The sequence below is a fragment of the Nostoc sp. genome, from assembly GCF_036918015.1.
Classification (GTDB): Bacteria; Cyanobacteriota; Cyanobacteriia; order Cyanobacteriales; family Nostocaceae; genus Nostoc.
In genome coordinates this window covers 180,466-201,028 of sequence record NZ_JBALEO010000091.1, presented here as the reverse complement: position 1 = coordinate 201,028, position 20,563 = coordinate 180,466, and the positions used below count along the sequence as shown (strand labels likewise).

Annotated in this window: 23 protein-coding genes and 1 pseudogene; 8 read left to right on the top strand and 16 right to left on the bottom strand. The window is 42.7% G+C overall.

Annotated features, from left to right (window positions below):
• Positions 1-40: 40 nt before the first annotated feature.
• From V7K61_RS28665 to V7K61_RS28625, 9 genes are all read right to left on the bottom strand, one after another.
• Positions 41-613, bottom strand: a complete 573-nt coding sequence (locus V7K61_RS28665; protein ID WP_335058781.1) for a hypothetical protein — start codon at positions 611-613, stop codon at positions 41-43.
• Positions 614-713: 100 nt separating this feature from the next.
• Positions 714-1,211 (bottom strand): hypothetical protein, encoded by a 498-nt coding sequence (locus V7K61_RS28660; RefSeq protein WP_335058780.1) that lies wholly within the window; start codon positions 1,209-1,211, stop codon positions 714-716.
• Entirely contained in the window at positions 1,198-1,464 is a 267-nt protein-coding gene (locus tag V7K61_RS28655) for a hypothetical protein (protein WP_335058778.1), read from the bottom strand. Before V7K61_RS28655 ends, V7K61_RS28660 begins: the two co-directional genes overlap by 14 nt.
• A 348-nt stretch (positions 1,465-1,812) precedes the next feature.
• Positions 1,813-2,037: a hypothetical protein gene (locus V7K61_RS28650; RefSeq protein ID WP_335058776.1), complete on the bottom strand. Its 225-nt coding sequence runs from the start codon at positions 2,035-2,037 to the stop codon at positions 1,813-1,815.
• Positions 2,038-2,095: 58 nt separating this feature from the next.
• Positions 2,096-2,266: a hypothetical protein gene (locus V7K61_RS28645; RefSeq protein WP_335058774.1), complete on the bottom strand. Its 171-nt coding sequence runs from the start codon at positions 2,264-2,266 to the stop codon at positions 2,096-2,098.
• Positions 2,267-2,825: 559 nt separating this feature from the next.
• A complete protein-coding gene (locus V7K61_RS28640; protein ID WP_335058773.1) occupies positions 2,826-4,346 on the bottom strand; it encodes a VapE domain-containing protein in 1,521 nt (506 codons plus the stop codon).
• A gap of 93 nt (positions 4,347-4,439) precedes the next feature.
• Positions 4,440-4,586: a ribbon-helix-helix protein, CopG family gene (locus V7K61_RS28635; protein WP_335058771.1), complete on the bottom strand. Its 147-nt coding sequence runs from the start codon at positions 4,584-4,586 to the stop codon at positions 4,440-4,442.
• A 171-nt stretch (positions 4,587-4,757) separates the two neighbouring features.
• The gene (locus V7K61_RS28630; RefSeq protein ID WP_335058768.1) at positions 4,758-4,988 is read right to left on the bottom strand and encodes a hypothetical protein; all 231 of its coding nucleotides are present in this window, start codon (positions 4,986-4,988) and stop codon (positions 4,758-4,760) included.
• 4 nt (positions 4,989-4,992) lie between these two features.
• Entirely contained in the window at positions 4,993-5,166 is a 174-nt protein-coding gene (locus V7K61_RS28625) for a plasmid mobilization protein (RefSeq protein WP_335058766.1), read from the bottom strand.
• 363 nt (positions 5,167-5,529) lie between these two features.
• Between V7K61_RS28625 and V7K61_RS28620 the strand changes: the two genes are divergently transcribed.
• Positions 5,530-5,943: a hypothetical protein gene (locus V7K61_RS28620; protein WP_335058764.1), complete on the top strand. Its 414-nt coding sequence runs from the start codon at positions 5,530-5,532 to the stop codon at positions 5,941-5,943.
• Between the two features lie 281 nt (positions 5,944-6,224).
• Here the strand turns inward: V7K61_RS28620 and V7K61_RS28615 are convergent, their stop codons facing one another.
• Positions 6,225-6,872, bottom strand: coding sequence for a hypothetical protein (locus V7K61_RS28615; RefSeq protein ID WP_335058762.1), 648 nt, complete (start codon positions 6,870-6,872; stop codon positions 6,225-6,227).
• A 270-nt stretch (positions 6,873-7,142) separates the two neighbouring features.
• On the opposite strand from V7K61_RS28615, the gene V7K61_RS28610 reads away from it, so the two are divergent.
• Positions 7,143-7,358, top strand: coding sequence for a hypothetical protein (locus V7K61_RS28610; RefSeq protein ID WP_335058760.1), 216 nt, complete (start codon positions 7,143-7,145; stop codon positions 7,356-7,358).
• Positions 7,359-7,433: 75 nt separating this feature from the next.
• Here the strand turns inward: V7K61_RS28610 and V7K61_RS28605 are convergent, their stop codons facing one another.
• Complete coding sequence (locus V7K61_RS28605) at positions 7,434-8,537, bottom strand: site-specific integrase (protein WP_335058758.1); 1,104 nt, start codon at positions 8,535-8,537, stop codon at positions 7,434-7,436.
• Between the two features lie 57 nt (positions 8,538-8,594).
• Positions 8,595-9,326: pseudogene (gene dprA, locus V7K61_RS28600) on the bottom strand (DNA-processing protein DprA); the annotation flags it as partial.
• Positions 9,327-9,881: 555 nt separating this feature from the next.
• Here dprA and V7K61_RS28595 point away from each other — a divergent pair.
• Positions 9,882-10,961 (top strand): alpha/beta hydrolase, encoded by a 1,080-nt coding sequence (locus V7K61_RS28595; RefSeq protein ID WP_335058756.1) that lies wholly within the window; start codon positions 9,882-9,884, stop codon positions 10,959-10,961.
• Positions 10,962-11,159: 198 nt separating this feature from the next.
• Here V7K61_RS28595 and V7K61_RS28590 read toward each other — a convergent pair whose 3' ends face one another.
• From V7K61_RS28590 to V7K61_RS28580, 3 genes are all read right to left on the bottom strand, one after another.
• On the bottom strand, positions 11,160-11,849 hold the full coding sequence (locus V7K61_RS28590; RefSeq protein WP_335058754.1) for an ElyC/SanA/YdcF family protein: 690 nt from the start codon (positions 11,847-11,849) through the stop codon (positions 11,160-11,162).
• Positions 11,849-12,505: a DUF2301 domain-containing membrane protein gene (locus tag V7K61_RS28585; protein ID WP_335058752.1), complete on the bottom strand. Its 657-nt coding sequence runs from the start codon at positions 12,503-12,505 to the stop codon at positions 11,849-11,851. The genes V7K61_RS28590 and V7K61_RS28585 overlap by 1 nt, the downstream gene beginning before the upstream one ends.
• Positions 12,506-12,835: 330 nt before the next feature.
• Positions 12,836-13,660, bottom strand: a complete 825-nt coding sequence (locus V7K61_RS28580) for an SAM hydrolase/SAM-dependent halogenase family protein (protein ID WP_335058750.1) — start codon at positions 13,658-13,660, stop codon at positions 12,836-12,838.
• 110 nt (positions 13,661-13,770) lie between these two features.
• On the opposite strand from V7K61_RS28580, the gene pirA reads away from it, so the two are divergent.
• A complete protein-coding gene (gene pirA / locus V7K61_RS28575; protein ID WP_292747632.1) occupies positions 13,771-13,926 on the top strand; it encodes an arginine synthesis PII-interacting regulator PirA in 156 nt (51 codons plus the stop codon).
• 200 nt (positions 13,927-14,126) lie between these two features.
• Here pirA and V7K61_RS28570 read toward each other — a convergent pair whose 3' ends face one another.
• Complete coding sequence (locus V7K61_RS28570; protein ID WP_335058748.1) at positions 14,127-14,366, bottom strand: hypothetical protein; 240 nt, start codon at positions 14,364-14,366, stop codon at positions 14,127-14,129.
• Between the two features lie 292 nt (positions 14,367-14,658).
• On the opposite strand from V7K61_RS28570, the gene V7K61_RS28565 reads away from it, so the two are divergent.
• The 4 genes from V7K61_RS28565 (at position 14,659) to V7K61_RS28550 (ending at position 20,552) form a co-directional block, all read left to right on the top strand.
• On the top strand, positions 14,659-16,749 hold the full coding sequence (locus tag V7K61_RS28565; protein ID WP_335058746.1) for a pentapeptide repeat-containing protein: 2,091 nt from the start codon (positions 14,659-14,661) through the stop codon (positions 16,747-16,749).
• Between the two features lie 234 nt (positions 16,750-16,983).
• Positions 16,984-18,498 (top strand): C-3',4' desaturase CrtD, encoded by a 1,515-nt coding sequence (gene crtD / locus V7K61_RS28560; RefSeq protein ID WP_335058744.1) that lies wholly within the window; start codon positions 16,984-16,986, stop codon positions 18,496-18,498.
• A 179-nt stretch (positions 18,499-18,677) separates the two neighbouring features.
• Entirely contained in the window at positions 18,678-19,784 is a 1,107-nt protein-coding gene (locus tag V7K61_RS28555) for a saccharopine dehydrogenase family protein (protein ID WP_335058742.1), read from the top strand.
• Between the two features lie 378 nt (positions 19,785-20,162).
• On the top strand, positions 20,163-20,552 hold the full coding sequence (locus V7K61_RS28550) for a hypothetical protein (protein WP_094351535.1): 390 nt from the start codon (positions 20,163-20,165) through the stop codon (positions 20,550-20,552).
• Positions 20,553-20,563 lie beyond the last annotated feature (11 nt).

Sequence of the window (20,563 nt, the reverse complement as noted above, 5' to 3'; positions counted from 1 at the left end):
TATAAACTCTACCACTTGCTATGGGTTGTAGTAGTATATTTTACTTAACTTTGATGAAATCTAGCCAGCTATCTAATGGTTTAAACAAATGCCGGGGCACACCATAAGATAACTCCTCAGCCTTAATCCTCAGCCAGCTTGTCTCTCTGGTTAGCCTATCCGCTTCAGTTACCCTGGCTTCTCCTGTGGCGCGATCGATGGCAATAACAAAGTGAACCGGGAACTTATAGCGCTCCCATCGGGTTGCAATACCGCCTACCAATATGTTATGGTCTTTAAATATGCCTGATTTAGACTTGACCTCACAGTTCCAGCCTTTACCATTATGGATAATCCTAATGTCGCGCTGAAACTTCGGGTAAAGGTCTTGAGGCATTCTTGACTGATCGCGCTTCCGCCAGTTCTCTGGGTCAGTCCTAAAATCACCATAAACAGCCCTATGTGGAATGTACTGATCTAGTTGGTACACCTTATCAAGTCCCTGAGTTTTCAGGTTCTCTGTTAGGGAATACTCCCAGGCATTACCACAGGCTAGGCGATCGCTGAAAATGTCGCTGAAATAATCAGTATTTTTTCTTGCACCATTTAGCGCGAGAAATGTTATAATGGACATATATTGAAGCCTTTAAGTTTGTTTGTTAATCCCCCGGATAGTTACCAGCTTTCCTGGGGATTTTTAGTTATTGGTTGGGTTTTCCGCCATCATCGCGGAATCAGCCACTTTTTCCGCCATCATTCCGCCATGACCCTAAATCCGCCTCTGGTAGCCCTAAAGCCACCTCAAGACTACCTAGATTAACCGATACCTCAATATGCGGATCAGGCTGTTCATTGGTCAGTCTGAACTTTAGAAGCCCAGAGGCGGTTTCAGCCATCTCTCGGAGTACCCTGGCAGTCCTTAGATCACCAGTAAGGGTAAACTGGTCATTCAGGCTACTAACAGCATCTAGGGTGGTCTTTAGCAGCGATCGCAACATTTGACTATCAGTTGCATCCGGGGAGTAAATAGAGGCTTCAGGGGCACTAGGGACAGCCTTTGGTACTGATTTATCCTTGTAGTTATACAGTTGCCGAGGGTTCACCTTGAAACCCTGATTACTCAGCCATCGACATATTGATGGGGCTGGAATACCTCTGGCAAGCTGATTATCTACAGCCTCCCTGATATCCTCCGGCAGCCCCTTGACTACACAGGGCTTATTGTTCGCCATCAACGCGCTCCTTAATCATGTCTATAAGGCACTGAAGCCCATCTTGAAACTCAGAGGGGTCTAAGGATGATAAATACTCTTGGACTAGCCCTTTAACTGCCTGGGTGTCTCTGGACTTCTGTAGCATCTCAATACCTTCCCGGACTAGCTCAGATGCACTCTGACCACTTCTCAGGCTTTCCTTTTCCAACCACTGAAGAGTTGATTCCTTCATCCGAACCGCCATCTGTTTTGTCTGAATCTTCTGTTTCATATCCGCATCCCAAGTGCATTACCTACAGATATTTAGTCAACCTACTTGGATATTTATTTATAACTTCGGTAAACTGATAGGCATACAGTAGATTTAATAGCCTATGACATTAAACCACATACTGACTAAGCATCTGGGGCGATCGCTAAGACATGGGGGTAATATTGGTTAGCCAAGGATACCAAATAGAGGCAAACAGGGTTAACCCTTGGGTATCCTGGGGCTATCCAGACGCGCACAATGGGATAAATATTCCCCAGTTAAAAACCCCAGAATGCTCTGGGGCTTTGTTGTATTTACTGGATTTTAAGGGAGTTTGTTATGCTTATTTGGTTGTTCCGATAGGTGCTACATTGTTTGGAATAGGTCTAATAAAGTCTCTCGCGGGTCTAAGTTATCCACTACATCCAGAAGGTACTCTTCCTCATCCTTCATAACCATGTGGAAATATCGCGCTTCTGTGTAGTCATCATCGGTTAGCCCCTCTTCCTGAACCTCAATAAAATCTACATCGGTGGTGTCTATTTCTACTACTAATCCATCTGTGGTGATGATTTTGATTACTCTTGACATATTGGGTTGGGTTAGCCTGGGTAGGCTGACCTTATATTTAATGGCAACACTTTAGCACTTAGTTTTTAGTCTGTGCCTGGGGTCGCTTCAGGATTGGCTTTCTAGTCCCCTGCGATCGCTTCAGTAGGACTACTAGTAGCCTTTGCTTCTGTTCCGGGGTCAGTAGTTTGAAGGTAGCTTTCTGCTTAGGGTTAAAGGCTTTGATAATATCCAGGGCTTTGTTATTCATCTTAGGGTTCCTTGTCGGCTGTTGTAGACATTTAGTCAACCCCTGAGAGTATGGCAATGATGGGAAATATTTACTAGGGAAAAGTTTAGTCCCCGTGGGGTTGTCTTAGGGATACCGGGGGGGCTAGGCGGTTACTGGCGATCGCTGGGTTATCCTTGGGTGTTCTCGATGTTCTCGATGTTCTATAAAAGATTGAGAACAGTTAAGATACTTACTGTATAAGCATTTGAGCTAAGTTAGTCTAAAAGATTGAGAACAGTTGGGAACAGGCTGTAATGCTTACTAGATAAAGGTTCTAGCCATTGTTCTCGATGTTCTCAATCAAAACAAGTAAAAGTATGATTAGTTTACTGTTTAATATAAAATAATCTAGAAAGATTAAGAACATAGAGAACAAATCACTGTAACCTTTATGGGGTAAGCCTTTGACCCTGTTCTCAATCTTTTAGGGATTGAGAACAAATAATAAAACCCCAAAGCTAGAACTGTTACACAGTAAGGCTTTGGGGCTGTTCTCAATCTGTTCTCAATCTTTTTAATGGGTTGGGAACACCTAATATTAGACTTGCTCTTTAGCTATCACTAACTCCTTCTGGGTCAAGTGAAGTACATTACTAGTACCCGGTTTTTTCCATTGGGTAATCTGTGCGCCATTTACCCTAGACTTTTTCTTTTGGTATCCTCGATCCTCTAACAACTTGGCTATTTTGACATCCTGCCTACCTGTCTTCTGATCTCGAATGGCAATACCTAGACCGGACTCCATTAAGTCGGGTAGGGTAAACCCAATACCATCTACATCCTGCCTAATCCATCGGTTCTCTAGGAATGCCAGCAGCATCTCTAACCTATCTTCATACTGCGACCGCTCCATATACTCTTGGTTTCTTTCCTCTGACTGTTCCACCATTTCATCAGTAAACCACCACTCTAAATCATGAGAGTTTTCATGGTTTTTGTAGAACATATAGGAATGATACGCGGATGCCCAGATGCGATCGCGGTTCTCCTTTAACCACTTGGCGGGAATCTTCTGGATGACTGGGACTACCATAAACCTTCTGTTCCCTGTGGTGTCCTTCAGGATCTCATTAGAGTTACAAGTACCTCCAAAGACCACATGGCGAGGTCGCTCTGGTATGTCCTCTGTATGCATAACCCGCAGATCATCTTTCCGCTTGGTTATAAAATGCTTGAATAGTTCTACATCAGACTTTCTGGTAATCCCCTCTAGTTCCCCTAGTTCACAAATCCAGCCTTTCTGAAGTAGTCGGGTAGTCTCAACCGAGGTCGGGTCTGAACTCTGGATAAAATAAGCATCGCCTAAAATCTCAAAGAATGTTGTCTTGGCTTTACCCTGCGCTGACTTCAGAATCAGAACATTATCCATCTTTTGTCCAGGGTGAACCGCTCTTGATACAGCCCCCCTCAGCCAACACTCAAGCATCTTTTGGGATAGCGCATCATCTACACCAAACAGTATTTTAGCTAACTGCCCCCACTCCGGCATTAGCTGGGGGTGTACTGGTACATAATCCGATTGGGGTTCATCTATGATGGCTTCTAGAGCATCTATGCTGATAGCCTCATCATCCGCATCTAATACTGGGTACTTCAATGCAACCTTTTGAAGGTATTCTTTGACTGGGTTAAATGCTTTCCTTTCTTGGAAATCCCTTCTGCGACTTGATAGGAACTCTGACTGACCCTTTCTGGAAATCTCCAACACATCCTCTAACTCACACATTAGCTTGTTAAAGGAAACCTCAGTACCATTTAAATGGTATTTTTGTAACCATTCATCATATTTGATCCACCCATAAACAGCCTCAAATACCTGCCAGAAAGCCTGTGGCTTATCCTTAGCATTCTCGATAAACTTAACAGCAACTCTCTTGGCCTGTACCTGATCATGGTAATCTTTGTTATCAAATCTAGATGACCCTGGCTTACACGCTAAATCTAATATATTGACCGCACGCAGTATCTTTAAAACTTGATCCGCCTTCGGTGCGCTGTCATCATCATCAAATCCGCCAAAGGTTGACTTATTACTTGTATCTGAGTTATAATAAGACATTACATTAATCCTTTGGGCACTTAGCCCGGTTTTGTTTTCTTTGAAATATTTAGGGTTGGGGGTAACTAGTTAGCGCTGGTTGCCCCTGTTGTTTTAGGCTGACTGGGACTTTAGGTAAATCGCCAGTGCCTCTCTGATAATCTCTCCTGCGGTCATTTGCTTTGCTTGACCTAACTGGTTAACCTGTGCCTTCATGTCGGCAGAGAGTCTTAGGGTTTGGTGGGTGTCTTGTCTTTTCATTTGAGTGTTTCCTTTGTGTCCCTTACTAAGAAACTGTCATTATTTTTTATTAACCAAAGAATAAGGGTTCTAGCCTCCGAGTTGGAATGATGCGGGTTAGGAGGCTTAAAATAACCATTGGATTATCCTATGATTATCATAGAAAATACTCTATGAATATATACTATGTAGTTATACAGGTTGAATGATATCTAAAAGTAGCTCATAAGTATTTCCATCAAGCTCATCTTTTGTTACAAAAATATCAGCTTTACCTGCTTTATCTAAACCAGAATATGTAAGAGTTACCCAGAAACCATCGGCGGCTAAGAAATCCTCAGTTTCTTCAGTACCTATGACACAAGTCACAAAATCAATATCATTCCCATCTAACTTGATACCATCTAATACAATAGTAAACATCTAGTTATTCCCCTAATGACATACCTAAATCTGCCTTGATAGCCTTTAGTACAGTAGACCGGACATAGCTAGACATCCCCTGGCCTGTTGTAGTGGCAGCCTGGGACAATAACTCATGTTCTTCCTCGGTTAACCAGACCTGTAACTTAACTTTGCGGTTGGTTCTCGGATTAGTCATTGTTATTTTTGTTTCTTAGTATACTCCTATTGTAACCCATAATATTATCAGTGTCAGTAGTTAACTGGCACATAAATGCATAAACTGGTACACGGGTTAACCCTGTTAGAGTCAACGGGATTGATTAGGGGGTGTCATAGTATGGTTAGGTCGGAATAAATGACCTTTTACCGAGTGCCTTTATTACCACTAGGGGGGCGACTAGCCGCAACTAAAAGCCCCTGATATAGCCTGAAGTCAGCCCCCTAGTCAGCTTTTAGGACTGCAACAAGGGATATTTAGCCCCATAGGATAACTAGTAGCTAATATGGCTATTCTAAGTAACAGTGTTATTATAGTAACTGCAAATACTTAAAGCTATTTATGATAATCAAGATAATCTCAGGGCTGCTAGGGGTGTCCCTACTGCTGTCTAATATTTCAGTTGATGCTAGAACTATTTGGCTACCAGGAAAGACTAACGGAGGCTCTAGACTAGCTATTGAGACATCCCCTCAGCCTACTTATAACCCTGCCACAGGTTTAACTCAGTTTTTCTATGGTATTCAAGATGGGCAGGGACAATACAGAACGCATAAAGCAGAAACTCACTGGTGTTACCAAGGGATTGTACAAAGGCATCCAAAGGTGGGATTTGGAGATGTAAGGGATGATTCCCCTATATGGTATTTGGCAGATCCAGAGCTTGATATTGATCCAGATGTACCCATAATCTCGGCTGATTCTAAGGCATCCCTAAACCTACTAAAAGCTGTCTGTGCTATAGTTAATCTATAACCCTTTACTGTCCCACTGACAGCCCCAAGATTACCTGTAATCCTTATAGGGTAAGGATAGCGATGAAACATCGGTTATGGCGATCGCTGGCAATCTTTCAATGCACTTACTGTATCCAAAAACCGAGATAATCAGAGATAACTGGAGCTAACCAGAGATAATCGGGGATTCCTCAGTTTCCTTGCTGTGACCCATATGCGCACAATAAACCCCACCGGGTATCCAGTGGGGCTATTGGTTATTAAGGATAATCAAAGGAGCCAAGAGGCTCCTAATGTGGTCTAGAACATACCGAGAAAGGCTGAGAGGAAAGCAGCATCCTCAGTAGTGAACTGGGAAATATCAGGGATGTTGATCGGGTTTTTAGCTTCCTGAACTATCCGGCGGATTAAGTTAGCGATTGAGGCAAATCGGTCTGGTAGGAAAGTATCAGCAGCTAGTTTAGTTGAGTCCTCAAAAACAAGCTCCAATATTTCATTTACCCATTCAACAGAATCGAAAGGATCATCACCTAAAACACCTTGAATAGCCTCATAAAGTTCCTGGGTGTTTTTGTAGTTCTGACCTTTCCAAATAAGCCCACCATTACCAAATCTGCTAGTAGTTGTCTCAACTCCATAATGGGGATGATTCAACAAGTTAGCAGCAAGTCTCAGGTATTCATTTTGGGCTTTTTCCAGTCCAAAAAGTTCCACATATCGGTTTAGGTAAACTTGCGATTGTCTGCGGGTCAAAGTACCTTGCTTGATCCAAATCCGAATAGCATCTTGGATGACATGAAGCGCATTTAATGAAGACTGACTAGCAAATATCTTGGCATCATCAATGGCCTTCTGAGCATCATTAGCCGCTCTCTGTGCCTTAGCCGCTTCTGCTGCCATTTCTCGCGCTTGTTGTTGTAGTTGTTCCGCATAGGTTTGAAGAGTCATTTTTCTTAGTCCTTAAAATATTCGGGGTTCTTATCTATAAAGTGTCAACAAGCGCTGTCATCAGATGTCAGGGGATGACAAAGTAAGGTAAATAACCCAAGGACAAAACAATGAACCTTCAACGGATATCAGTTAGGGTCGATGAGGACACCCAAAAATGGTTAAATGAACTATCCCAAGAGTCGGGGGAATCCTTCAGTACAGTACTCAGAATGGTACTCAGAAAAGCCCGATTGACCGCTAAGAAAACCTTAAGGAATAACTAATAATATGTTTAACTTCTCTTATGCCCCTAACTGGCTACTTCGGAACTATCAAGAACAACCCAAGCGCCAAAAGTCACTCAAGGACACCATCGAGGAACTAAATACTAATCAGATAAAAATGGCTGATTCAATAGCCAAACTGAACACAGCGATCGACAAGCAAACCGCAGTTACCAACAAACTACTAGAATGGTTACAGAACGCACCCAATAAACCCTAGAGAAACCAATGATGAAACAAATAGCCCCCTGGATATCCAGAGGGTTTTTAGTTGGGACTAGGTATGATATTTAGCCTAAAACTCTGGTAGAACTATTGACCGACTGATACCCGCATAATGTTCAGTAATCACTCTGGGGCTATTACCAACTACCCTAGCAACCTCGGCAGCAGTTAGCCCGGATTCAAGCATTCTAGTGATAGCTGTGTGCCTAGTGTTATATGCGGGTCGGTAGCGATCGACTAGACCCTGATCGATCAACTGGGTTATCTTTGGTCGCCAGTGGTACAGCAGAAAGTTATGGTTATTTATGACACAGCCTTCTAAGCTGGTAAAGACCTGATCGGTAGGCTGACCTCTGGTTAATCCCTGAAGCAACCTAACCAACTGAGGATTACAGGGTACTTGGCGGGACTTCTTAGTTTTAGTTGGCTTCCTGGCCCTTAGCTCAAGGTAATATGTAGCATTAATAGTTATATGGCTGTAATCGGGGGCTACTTGTTTCCATTGGAGCGCGATCGCCTCTCCAGTTCTACAGCCAGTCAGGAACAGGAAGCGCACAAAGGATTCATAGTGGCTATCTTGGAACATCTGGAGAATAGCCAACATCTCTGCGGTGGTAAAGGGGTCAATATGATGTCCTTTGGATACCTTGATACCTTTAGATAACCCATAAAATAGATTAGTTGCGACTAGTCCCTGAGACATGGCCCAGTCCATAGCTGCACTCAGATGGATGATTACCTGCCTAGCGGTACTGGCTGGTTTGTTTCTCACTATCCAATCCTTAACCGCCTCGGCATCATCGGGGGACTGATGGGGCACTGCTGCGATTAGTCTTTTCCAAGTTCCTTCATATATTTTATGATGGGTCGATATGGCAACAGACGCTTTCTTATGATCACTGAATAACTGCCAGAGTTCACTAAGGGTTAACTGTGTAGTTAGTTGAGGTTTAATAGTTGCTTTGTAGTTACTGGGGTTAAATCGACCATTGGCTATTTTGTCTTCAATATCCCATGCTAGTCTCTGGGCCTGTTTGTAGCTGCCAGGGTCATCAATAGATAATCCAGTAGACAAGTAGCGACTGGAGCCGCCAGCGATCGCTCTGGGTAATCTGATCCTATAGTTGCCCCTGTATTTCTCAATGCCGACTGTTCCCGCCTTTGCTTTTGCCATGATAGCCACCGGATAGCCAAGTAGCCCCAAAAGCCTTTGTAGTAACCATTAGAGGATTATTAAGGCACCAGATTTTAAAGGCGCTTCCATTACCAGAATGGCGCGGCTTAAACCTGCGATAATGCGGTTGCGACGGGGAAAGTGAGTCCGATCGGGTGGGGTTTTTGTGGGGTACTCACTTACAACTAACCCAGCCGTCAAAATTTGCTTGTACAAATCCCGATTTTTATGTGGATAAATGACATCTACACCAGTTCCCAAAACTGCGATCGTGCGTCCACCTGCTTTCATAGCGGCGATGTGGCTTTCGGTGTCAATTCCCTCTGCCATACCAGAAACGACTGTAAAGCCATTCTTAGCCAAAGCTGTACTAATTTGGCGAGTCCAACGGATACCATATTCTGAGGGTTGGCGGGTTCCGACAATCCCAACCATTGGTTTTTGTCCGAGATTTTCTTGGAGTTCGACTTCACCGCGATAGTACAAAATTGGCGGTGGACTGGGAGTTTCTAGCAGTAAACGGGGATAATCTGCATCTGCTGGCGTCCAGAAATGAGAGTTTTCCTGCTGGTGCTTGGTGAAGAGTTGTTCTGGGTGCAAACGCGATCGCTGTTGTACTACTTTTTCTAGTGTCTGAAAACCAAAACCCTCTACTTCTCCTAACTGTACCTTAGTAGCGTTCCAAGCTGTTGCCAGCGTGCCAAAATGCTGTTGCAGCCGTCGCAGTAATACTGGCCCAATTCCTGAAATTTGTGCCCAAGCTAGCCAATATGCGCCTTCTTCTACCACCGTTCTATCCTCACGCCTACTGGATTGAGTATTCCCAAATTAGGGTTGGCTGTTTGTTGTAGGGGCGATACTGTTCGGTTAAGGCAAGAGACGCGATGAATCGCCGTCAAGACAAAGACCTCTTTCCCAATTCCCCTTGACTTTTGACTCTTGACTCTTGACTATTAACTATTAGACCTCTTGCATAAGTCGAATAGACCCCCCTTAATCCCCCCTTATAAAGCTACGGTGTATACACAACTCGAATTACCCCCCTTAATCTCCCCTTATAAAGGGGGGAAACCGGAAATCCAGTTCCCTCCCCTTTATAAGGGGAGGGTTAGGGTGGGGTAAAACCCAGATTCATCAGATATTTCAGACTTGTGTATACACCGTAGCCTTATAAAGGGGGGAAACTTGAAATCTTACCCCTCCCCTTCACAAGGGGAGGGTTGGGGAGGGGTGATTCAAGTATTTTTGCAAGAGGTCTATTGACTATCTATCTTCTTATCTTCTGTGATGAAATATTTTTATCGTCTTCTAATAAGCCTATCTGGGTGCTTAATATTTTTACTGGTGCATAGTGGACTTGGTTTATTACCTAGTTTGGCAGCCGAAAAAGTTACCGTCAGGTACGGATTGTTTGAGCAATCAATTCCGGTAGCAGATATACGCAACTATGGCGAGACTCAAAAGGCTTCTAGCGATTTGCAATCTTTTCTAGATTACCTCAGCGATAAAGAGAAACAGAAATTTCAAGAAGCCCTGCAAGTGAAAATGTCGCTTGATATTGTGGCTTTAGATAAGCTGATAAACACAGGAATGGGCAAGCAAATTTTATCTTTTGCTTCCCAAGCGATCGCTCGTCGCGATCAAGCTAGTATACAAGCACTACGATCTGCCCTGATCATCGGAGCAAAATCACCAGAAGGTCTAGGAATAACTAGCTTTCTACAAGCCTATCCCAGTAATCAACTAGTTATTGATGTGTCAAAGATTAAGAAGCTAGTCGGTATGGCAAATTCCTCTGCTAGTTCTGCTGATGCGCCGCCGAAAGATGACGTAAGTTCTTCACCTTTAGGGAAAGTTGCCCTACAATATCAAACACTCGCCGCTCAGGATAAACAGTTCTCAGGTTGCTTATTTGGCGATTCTATTTCGGCTGGACTTGGCAATACCCTTGGGAGTGGTACTTTTAATTTTGGGTTAAATGGTCTGAGTACAATCTCATTACTAGAACAACTGAAAAGTTTAATTCCTACCAAGGTTAAATGCGAAAAAGCCATTATTGCCATAGGTGGAAATGATGCTTTGTATGGAATTAGTGATGAGTTATTTAGCAAAAATCTCCAAGAGGCGATCGCACTTCTGCGCACAATGGCAACTAAAGAGATTTTTCTGATTCCAGCTTTTTATTCAACAGTGGCAGCAAGCTCAGATCCAAAAGTAGCTGCCCCAAATTCTAGAGTTGAACAAATTAATGTTCTGATTAATCAAGTGGCTGAAACAGAAAAACTACCAGTTGCCGCAGCCGGACTAGCACCATTATATGAAAATAATGTTCTGAAAGAAAATTTAACCAGTGATGGCGACCATCTGAATACAGAGGGTCTGAAAATTTATCGGCAAGCATTATTACAAATCCTGGGTAAGTAGGTCAACCTAATTAAACATAAAACGCTCACTAGATAGCTCCCCGATTTATTAAATAAGTCGGGGAATTGCGAATTATCGAATTACGAACTTATACTGAGCTTGTCCTGAGCGTAGTCGTTCGCGGTAGCGTCTCCGAAGGAGAAGGGCGCAGCCTCTCGTAGAGAAGTATTACGAATTACGAATTACGAATTATCACCGTTAGGCTTTCCAATTCAAAAAACGTGCATAAAGATAAGCTATACCTTCATCAAGAACCGTCCGCACACCTTCGCTAGAACTCCACCATTTGTTTGGATTATAATCTTGCGTTGTGGCAGCAATCACACCAACATTAATTTGAGGGGTAAGTATTTTTTTAAAAAGAAACCAACTCCTACGGGCATGAACGTCCAAGGAAAAAAGATTAATCGATTCTATTTTTAAATTTGAATTGGATAACCAACGCTCAAATTCAGCAGCAGATGCATAACTACGATCCTTAATTACAAAAGGTGTCGGAACAGCTACTACTTTTTCTGCTTCTAAACCGAGTTTTATAAAAGTGTCAGCTGACACGTCTGCAAAGTTCTTGTATCCGGTAAGATAAGTTCCTTTTCCTAATGTGCCTCCGGTAGTAATTATTTGATGATAAGAACCGTTTTTAAATTCAGTCAAAGCTTTTTCTATAGCGTAATCTGGTAGCCATCCTTCAACAACTAATACTTCTGCTGATTGGATCGGGGAAGTTACGGCGAGAAATGAGTGTACATGAGTAAAAATGAAAAATATTAAATAGGCAATCAAAGCGATCGCAATCGCCCACCCTGGAGCCGTAAGTGTCCACATTTCTTGGCGTTTGATTAGTTTGATTTTGGGAAATTTTTGACACCGACGATTTTTTATCCGCATTAAACCTTTGCTAAACGTTGTTCTTTCAAGTAGGTAAACACAGATTTATCTCCAATATCAGCAGGAATTGCTTGGACTGTCTTGCGCAGGGCAAATACTAAAAATAATATCGCCCAAGTTCCTAATAAAATGCTTTCTCCCTGAGTTGGTAAAATTCCTACCAAATGTCCTAACAACAGTAGCGGTACAATTGGGGTTAATACTTTGGTTTCCAGGCGATTGAAGCAAAAAGCCTCTTTAAAATAAATACCTGTCAAAGCTACGAAGATAAAACCAACCCCAAATAAGGTAATTGGCTGATTGTAAACAGCAAGAGCTAAAGGTTCACTACTAGCGATCGCCAAAATCACTGATGCGATACTACCAATCGCCCAAAAAACTTGCAACGTTCGGTGCAGTGATGCCATATAAATATGGATGGTAAATAAACTTACACCAAGCGCGAGACTGAAACAAGCATATAGAGGTGTCAGTAAAGTTACAACAGTTGGGTTATTGTTGAGTAAAATCAAGGCGCTGCCGATGGCAAAGCTCAGTGCTGCTACCATTAATCCAGCGCGATAGATAATTACGCCAGTGCGATCGCTCTGAGTAATTGTAAATTCCCCAAACTGACCTTGATAAACTTCTGGTGCAGAGAGTGTTTGTGTAGTCATAGTTAAGAATATAATTATGATTCTCTAGTACAGTACAACAGGAAATTGCTCAAGGGTTACTTTTATTATTATGAGCAATAAGGCAACTTCATGTCACCATTCCTAAACTTACGTCTTTTAGCAGTTGCTTTCTGGAAATTTTTGTGGAATTGGCACTGCCTACGGTGAATGAAAATGCTTGTTTTTAGGTGGTGTGTAGTTGCCCACCCTCCGTTTTATATCTACAATTTTCTCCTTTCTTTGACTTCCCTACAAATCAGCAACAGGCACTTTACAGCCTGATGATTTTTCACTGTCTTAACTTTAACAATATTCACTGGTCTGATTTTCTTAAAAAAACAAGACTTCTAGCGCATCTTGTAAATTAATCTGTAATTGTGAGTGAGCATCTCCGCAATTAATGGCAATTTCTACCCAGCCGTGACTGCCAACTAAGGCTATTATCTCTCCCACTTTCACCTCACTGTAAGTTTCACAGCCTAGTAGACTCAATCCGGCAACTTGCACATACCAACTTTTGCCTTGCACGTAACTCGCTGGAATGTTACTCACTAGGTTGCCAAAGTGGTCAATATATTGAATGCAACCCACTACACTGGTGGTTGTCTGCTTGCAGTTGCCTATATCCAGGTTTACCAAACTTACTGGATCGATTTCTTGTCCTAGCTGTTTGAGGGGGACACCACTAGCAAGATTAGCTGCCACTGGTGCAAAGATATCCCTACCGTGAAAAGTCTTGCTTGGTTGAGGAGTGCGCCAATAATTAAGATTTGTAAGTTCGACGGCTGCGTAGGCGTAGCCCGTCGTAGACATCGCAGAACTTTGACTGAGTACCCCGCTGAATATACCATTATCTGGGCCGACCAAAAACCCTTGAGCAAATTCTACTGCGATCGCTCGTCGCTTGCTTCCCACACCCGGATCTACTACTGCTAGATGCACTGTCCCAACGGGGAAATGGGCATAAGCATTCATCAGGCTAAACCTAGCTGCGACAATATCTTGCGGCGGAATTTGGTGCGTTAAGTCTACCACCCTCAGTCTGGGGTTGATTTGGGCTATGACTCCCTTCATTATGCCTACATAAACATCGCGATCGCCGAAATCGCTTAGTAATGTCACGAGTGGTTGTCGATCTATCTGGTTGTTAGACATATTTTGGTAAAATTATATAAAAAAGATATTTTTCTGTAGCAACAGCTACAAAATGTGTGTTATGTTAACAATACAAGACATAAATTGAAAAATTAAAGCAGGTAATCACTATGAGTCAAAATAGACTACAAAGTGTGAGCAAATCACGAGAAGCTCACAGAGCGAATATTCAAAAAAGCCTAGAGCATCGCTTGGAAATAGCTAGAGCAAAAGGCGACGAACAGCTGATTCGTCAACTGGAAGCTGAAATGAGGTATTCCAGCTAAATCAAGTTTTCATTGTTCATAGTTTTGTTGTGTAACCCGCTACGGCGGGTTTTTTCTTTTTAGGGGGTTTGCTAGCAATTCTGGCAAAATCGCTTAAGATCCCCCCGCCTACGGCGACCCCCTTAAAAAGGGGGTAAAAGAGGGTTAAAAGCCCCCCCTTTTTAAGGGGGGTTGGGGGGGATCTTCAAAAGATTAAAACTTTAACAAAACCGTATTGAGACCACTGCCATAAGTTCGGGAGCTACTGCCATAAGTTCGGGAGCTACTGCCATAAGTTTGTGAGCCACTCCCATAAGTTCGGGAGCCACTCCCATAAGTTCGGGAGCTACTCCCATAAGTTCGGGAGCTACTCCCATAAGTTCGGGAACTGCTCCCATAAGTTTGGGAAGCGCTGCCATAAGTTCGGGAGCCACTGCCATAAAATCGGGAGCTACTCCCATAAGTTGTGAGACTGCTACAGTTGCAATATTGATAACTACAGGTTAAGTATGCTTACACCAACTTCAATATTGCTGATGATAACTTAAGCATTTAAAGTAAGGACGCACAGTTATGCTTTTATACTGCGTGTTGCATCCAAAATTTTTGTATTTTCCCAAAATCCGAAATATTGCACAGCAAACTTGTATAAAATCTCAGTGATACCAATTCTCTAAAATCCGTCACCAGATTAAAACCTCCAAACCCAGATTTCATCTGACTTTCTTAATTACGAATTACGAATTAGTGATTATGCCGCCAGACTACTCCGGTCAAAATCTCCGAGGTCGCTCTTTTAAAGGTCAAAACTTGACTGGGGCAAACTTTAGCAAGGCGGATATTAGAGGAGCAAACTTTACCAACGCAATTCTTAAAGATGCTGATTTCACAGGTGGTAAGGCTGGACTACAGCGACGTTGGACTATTGGGTTGCTTATAGCCTCGTGGCTGCTATCGGGAATATCAGGGTTTTTCTCAATCTTAGTTGGTACATTGGTCGCATATATTTTAGATATCAAAAGCACTCAAAACGTCATCATCGGGATAGTTTGCTTAATTGCGATACTGGTTTTTTTTATTATCACCATTCGTAAGGGTTTAACAGCAGGTTTAGTAGCCGGAGCCGTAGCCGTAGCCGTAGCCGTAGCCGGAGCCGTAGCCGTAGCCGTAGCCGTAGCCGTAGCCGTAGCCGTAGCCGTAGCCGGAGTCGGAGCCGGAGCCGTAGCCGTAGCCGGAGCCGGAGCCTTTGCCGTAGCCTTTGCCGTAGCCTTTGCCGGAGCCGGAGCCTTCGCCGTAGCCGTAGCCGTAGCCGTAGCCGTAGCCGGAGCCTTTGCCGTAGCCTTCGCCGTAGCCTTCGCCGGAGCCTTCGCCGGAGCCGTAGCCGTAGCCTTCGCCGGAGCCTTTACATTATTTAGCGCTTACATTGGCTGGCGTAGTTTAACGGGAGATGAAAAAGATCCTTGGATTCGCTCATTTGCTCTCGCCTTTGCTGCGACAGGTGGAACTAGCTTCCGCAATGCCGATTTAACCGATGCTGATTTTACTGGTGCAACCCTAAAAAACACAGATTTTAGAAAAGCAAACCTAATACGCACTCGTTTTTATGAAGCAAAAAAACTTGACTTTGCCAGAGTTGACGACACCATATTAACTAAATTAGCTATTCTAAAATTACTCGTCACTGGTAATGGTCGAGGAAAATTTTATGCTGGTGCAAACCTGAAAGGCGCTAACCTGATAGGTGCAGATTTAAAAGAAGCGAATCTAAAAGACGCTAATATTAGAGAAGCCACCTTCCAAGGCGCTTGTTTAGAGCGGGCAAACCTAACTTTAGCTCAAGCTATAGGTACTAACTTCACTAGCGCCCAAATGACAGGTGCTTGTGTGGAAGCGTGGAATATTGAAAGTACAACCAAGTTAGATAATGTAGATTGTCGCTTTATCTATCTTCTCGAACATCCAAAGCCTGAAACAGACGACCGCGAACGCCGTCCCAGTAGTGGCGACTTTCAACCAGGAGAATTTACTAAACTCTTTGAAGAAGTTTTAAATACTGTTGATTTAATTTTCCGCAATGGCATAGACTGGAAAGCTTTTGTTAATGCCTTCCAAACAGTGCAAGACCAAAATGCAGACACAGAATTAGCTCTACAGAGTATTGAAAATAAAGGTGATGGCGTAGTAGTCGTTAAAGTTGGTGTACCTGATGGTGCTGATAAAGAAAAGATTCATAGTGATTTTACACAAAGTTATCAACTGGCACTGCAAGCTGTAGAAGAAAAATATAAAGCACAATTACAAGCTAAAGATGAGCAAATAGTCGTTTATCGCCAACAAAGTGGAGAAATGGCAGAGATTGTAAAATTATTAGCAAATAAACCAATTAATGTTCAAGTTGACAATAAAGTAGAGAATAAAAATATGACTAACAGTAATGATGCCAGCCGCCAAATTAATATTGGTAGTGTTGGCAGAGATTTCAATGCAAGTGGACAAGCTTTAAATTTAGGTGATATTAGCGGTACGGTAACAAATACCATCAACGAGTTACCAGCGTCTCCCGAACCAGATAAACCAGGAATTAAGGAATTGTTGACGCAATTGCAAGCAGCAATTGAGGCTGATACAAACTTAGCTCAAGAAGATAAAGCTGAGGCATTAGAACAGGTGAAAGCCTTAGCTGAAGCCGGGAAAAGTCCTCAAGAGGGGGCGATGCAAAAGGCGGCGAAAACGGCTATAAAGATTTTAAAAGGGACAATTTCTAGTTTACCCAGTGCCGCGAAGTTGGTTGAACAATGCAGCAATCTATTGCCGTTGATTTCCAATTTTTTGGGTTTAGGTTGATCCGCCCGTGATTCAAATCGCGGGATAATATAGCGCTTCTTTGACCTCTCTCCAAACCTCTCTCCTCTTAGGAGAGAGGCTTTGAATCTTACTCCCCTTCCCTTATAGGGAAGGGGTTGGGGGTTAGGTCTGTATTGGACTCAACTGATAAATCGCACCCTTCGACCCTATTGAAGTCAGAGATTAAGGTAAAATTATAAGTAAAAGTATTAAGAAATTTAAAGAAACTAATCAATGTCCAGCATTTCTATTGACAAAAATAACTCTCGTGTCACCGTTATTGGTGCAGGAATAGGTGGACTGACTGCTGGAGCATTATTAGCTCATAGAGGTTACAGTGTCTTAATTTTGGATCAAGCCCTCGTACCAGGAGGCTGTGCTTCAACGTTTAAACGCCAGGGATTTACCTTTGATGTGGGAGCAACTCAGGTGGCGGGGTTGGAACCAGGGGGAATTCACCACCGGATTTTCTCAGAATTGTCAATAGATTTGCCACAAGCAACGCCTTGTGACCCTGCTTGTGCGGTGTATTTACCTGGGGAAACCACACCCATCAACGTTTGGCGCGACCAAGAGAAATGGCAAGAGGAACGACAAAAACAGTTTCCTGGTAGCGAACCGTTTTGGCAGTTGATGGCAACTTTATTTGCTGCTAGTTGGGAATTTCAAGGACGCGACCCGGTACTACCACCGCGTAATTTATGGGATTTGTGGCAGCTAACTCAGGCGGTGCGTCCGAGTACATTAATTACCGTACCCTTCACTTTGTTTACGGTAGGAGATGCTTTACGGTTATGTGGATTGGGAAATGACCGACGACTGAGAACTTTTTTAGATTTGCAACTGAAGCTATACTCCCAGGTAGATGCAGACGAGACAGCATTACTTTATGCAGCAACGGCGTTGAGTGTATCCCAACTACCCCAAGGATTGTTTCACCTCCAGGGAAGTATGCAAGTATTAAGCGATCGCTTGGTACAATCTTTAGAAAGAGATGGTGGCAAACTATTGATGCGCCACACTGTAGAAGAAATCAAAGTAGAAAATGGCAAAGCCAGTGCTGTTGTTATTAGAAATCAGAAAACTGGCGAAGTTTGGACAGAAGCAGCCGACCACATAGTTAGCAATGTCACCGTGCAAAACTTGGTGCAGTTGTTGGGAGAACAAGCGCCATCTGGTTATAAAAATCGGGTGGAAAAACTGCCTCAAGCATCGGGTGCTTTTGTGGTGTATTTGGGTATAGATGTCAGCGCGATTCCGCCTGGGTGTCCTCCCCACCTCCAATTTCTATACGATGTTAATGGCCCAATTGGCGAGAATAATTCCCTATTTGTTTCCGTCAGTCATCCTGGAGATGGTCGCGCACCGGAGGGGAAAGCGACAATTATTGCTTCTTCGTTTGTCGATCCTGCACAGTGGTGGCAGACTGATGATTATGAAGGACTAAAAGAAAAGTTTACCCAAGAAGCGATCGCTCGTCTTGCCCAATACTTTTATCTCAAACCAGAAACTATTATTTATCAAGAAGCCGCAACACCCCGCACTTTTGCCCATTTCACAGCCCGCGATCGCGGTATAGTTGGCGGTATTGGTCAAAGAATTCCTACCTTTGGCCCTTTTGGGTTCGCCAATCGGACACCAATCGAGAATTTGTGGTTAGTTGGTGACTCCACCCATCCAGGGGAAGGTACGGCTGGGGTGAGTTACTCGGCGCTAACGGTATTTAGGCAAATTGAAGCGCAAATGTAGTATTTTGTCAAGTTAGTAATGAAGAGTTTGTAGTAAGCACTTTAGTCCTGACTACAAACTTGTTTACAACTATTTAGATAGAGCAGAAATTTTATTAAATACTATAAATCATACTTATAACCGATGCCAGACAGGACGCAAAACTGATGAAATAAGGTTAGTGTTGCGAATCTGGAGTAATGACAGACAGCGTTTTAATTATTGGAGGAAGAGGGCGGATTGGTAGCAGTGTTGCCGAGGATCTAGCTACCCATACGCAAGCACAAATTACGATTACTGGACGTTCTGCGGAGTTTGGGAAGGCTGTGAGCTTGTCTTCAGGGGGACAAGTGCAGTTTTTGATATTAGATTTGACAGAAGTTGACAAACTGCGAGATGCGATCGCAAACTCTAACTTAGTCATTCATTGTGCTGGGCCGTTTCACTATCGAGATACTAATGTTCTCGAAACCTGTATTGCTGAAGGCGTTAATTATCTAGATGTTAGCGACCACCGATCTTATACCAGCAAGGCTCTGAATTATCATGAAAAAGCTGCTGCTGCTGGCGTGACGGCAATTATTAATACTGGCATTTTCCCTGGTATTTCTAACAGCATGGTACGTCAGGGAGTTGAACAATTCGATCGACCAGAAAAGATCCATTTAAGTTATTTAGTTTCTGGTTCTGGTGGTGCTGGCATTACAGTGATGCGGACAACTTTTCTAGGGTTGCAGTATCCTTTTGAGGCTTGGATAGATGGAAAATGGGAAATAGTCAAGCCTTACAGTAAAAGGGAAGTAGTTGAGTTTCCATCTCCTTATGCAAGCAGCGGAGTTTACTGGTTTGATATGCCAGAAACCTTTACACTGCCCCATGCATTCCCATCAGTGAAAACTGTAATTACTAAGTTTGGCTCTGTTCCAGATTTTTATAATCATCTAACTTGGATTGCGGCACACGTTTTTCCCAAATGGTTAATGCAGCGTCGTTACATGATTGAATTTCTGTCTCATGTCAGCCATTCAATGACAGATGTCACTAATAATTTTAGTGGAATTGGAGTAGCAGTTCGTTCAGAAGTTACAGGGCAAAAAAATGGTGAGACAGCTGTTTATTGTTCAACTGTAGTGCATGAAAATACAGCGGTAGCTTCTGGTTGTGGCACAGGTAGTATTGCCCAATTATTGCTAGAAGGTAAACTCAAGAAACCAGGAGTTTTTCCTGTAGAAGAAGCATTACCAACAAATTTATTTGAAGAGGTAATGCAAAGCCGAGGAATTAAGATTAATCACAGTTGGTCATAAGTATTTATCCGACAAGAAAGTAAAAATGTTAGTCTACTTGACTAGATTTGAGCTATTAGTCCAAAACTTAAATTCTGGACAATATATTAGTAAGCACGAAAATTTGTGACTATAGCGATTCTCATTTTCAAGAGGTACACGGGTAAAGTGGCACAATTTTGTCCTACTACTAAATTATTTGTGGACAACGAAATCCCCGACTTCTTAGAGAAGTCGGGGATTTTAGTCTTGTGAATAAGATTACCCTAGCTAAAAATTAATATACCTTGAGATAGAAGAAAGAACTGTACCTAAACACTTAGGATGCCTGTGAGCCTAAGATATCTAACCTATCTTCTACCTAAAAAAGCTCATCACGAAAGATTAGGAGATTTTTTCATGCAAAAAATTCTATTAAGTTTAAAACAAGCATTACGTTCAAGCTTTTTGGTTGTTGGCTTGATGGTTTTCATCAGCTTAACAGGTTCCTTCATTTTTGTTCAGCAAAGTAGTTATGCAACTACTCTTGAAGAATTAAAACTAGTACCTCCAGAGTATAAACCAAATTCTGAAGAAAAAATTAATCGTGCTAACGAATACGATCCAGGTGTTGGCATTCAAGAAGAAGACAGAGAAAAAGCTTATGAGCAAGCAATAAAAGATTCAAAAAATCTTACTACTATAGAGAAGACTTACGAAAGAAATTTGAAGGCTGAACAAAAACAAAATCCCCCAGAAAGTTTTGGCGAAAAAGCGAAAGAAGTTATTGAAAAAGTGACAGGTAAATAGGGAATATAGAC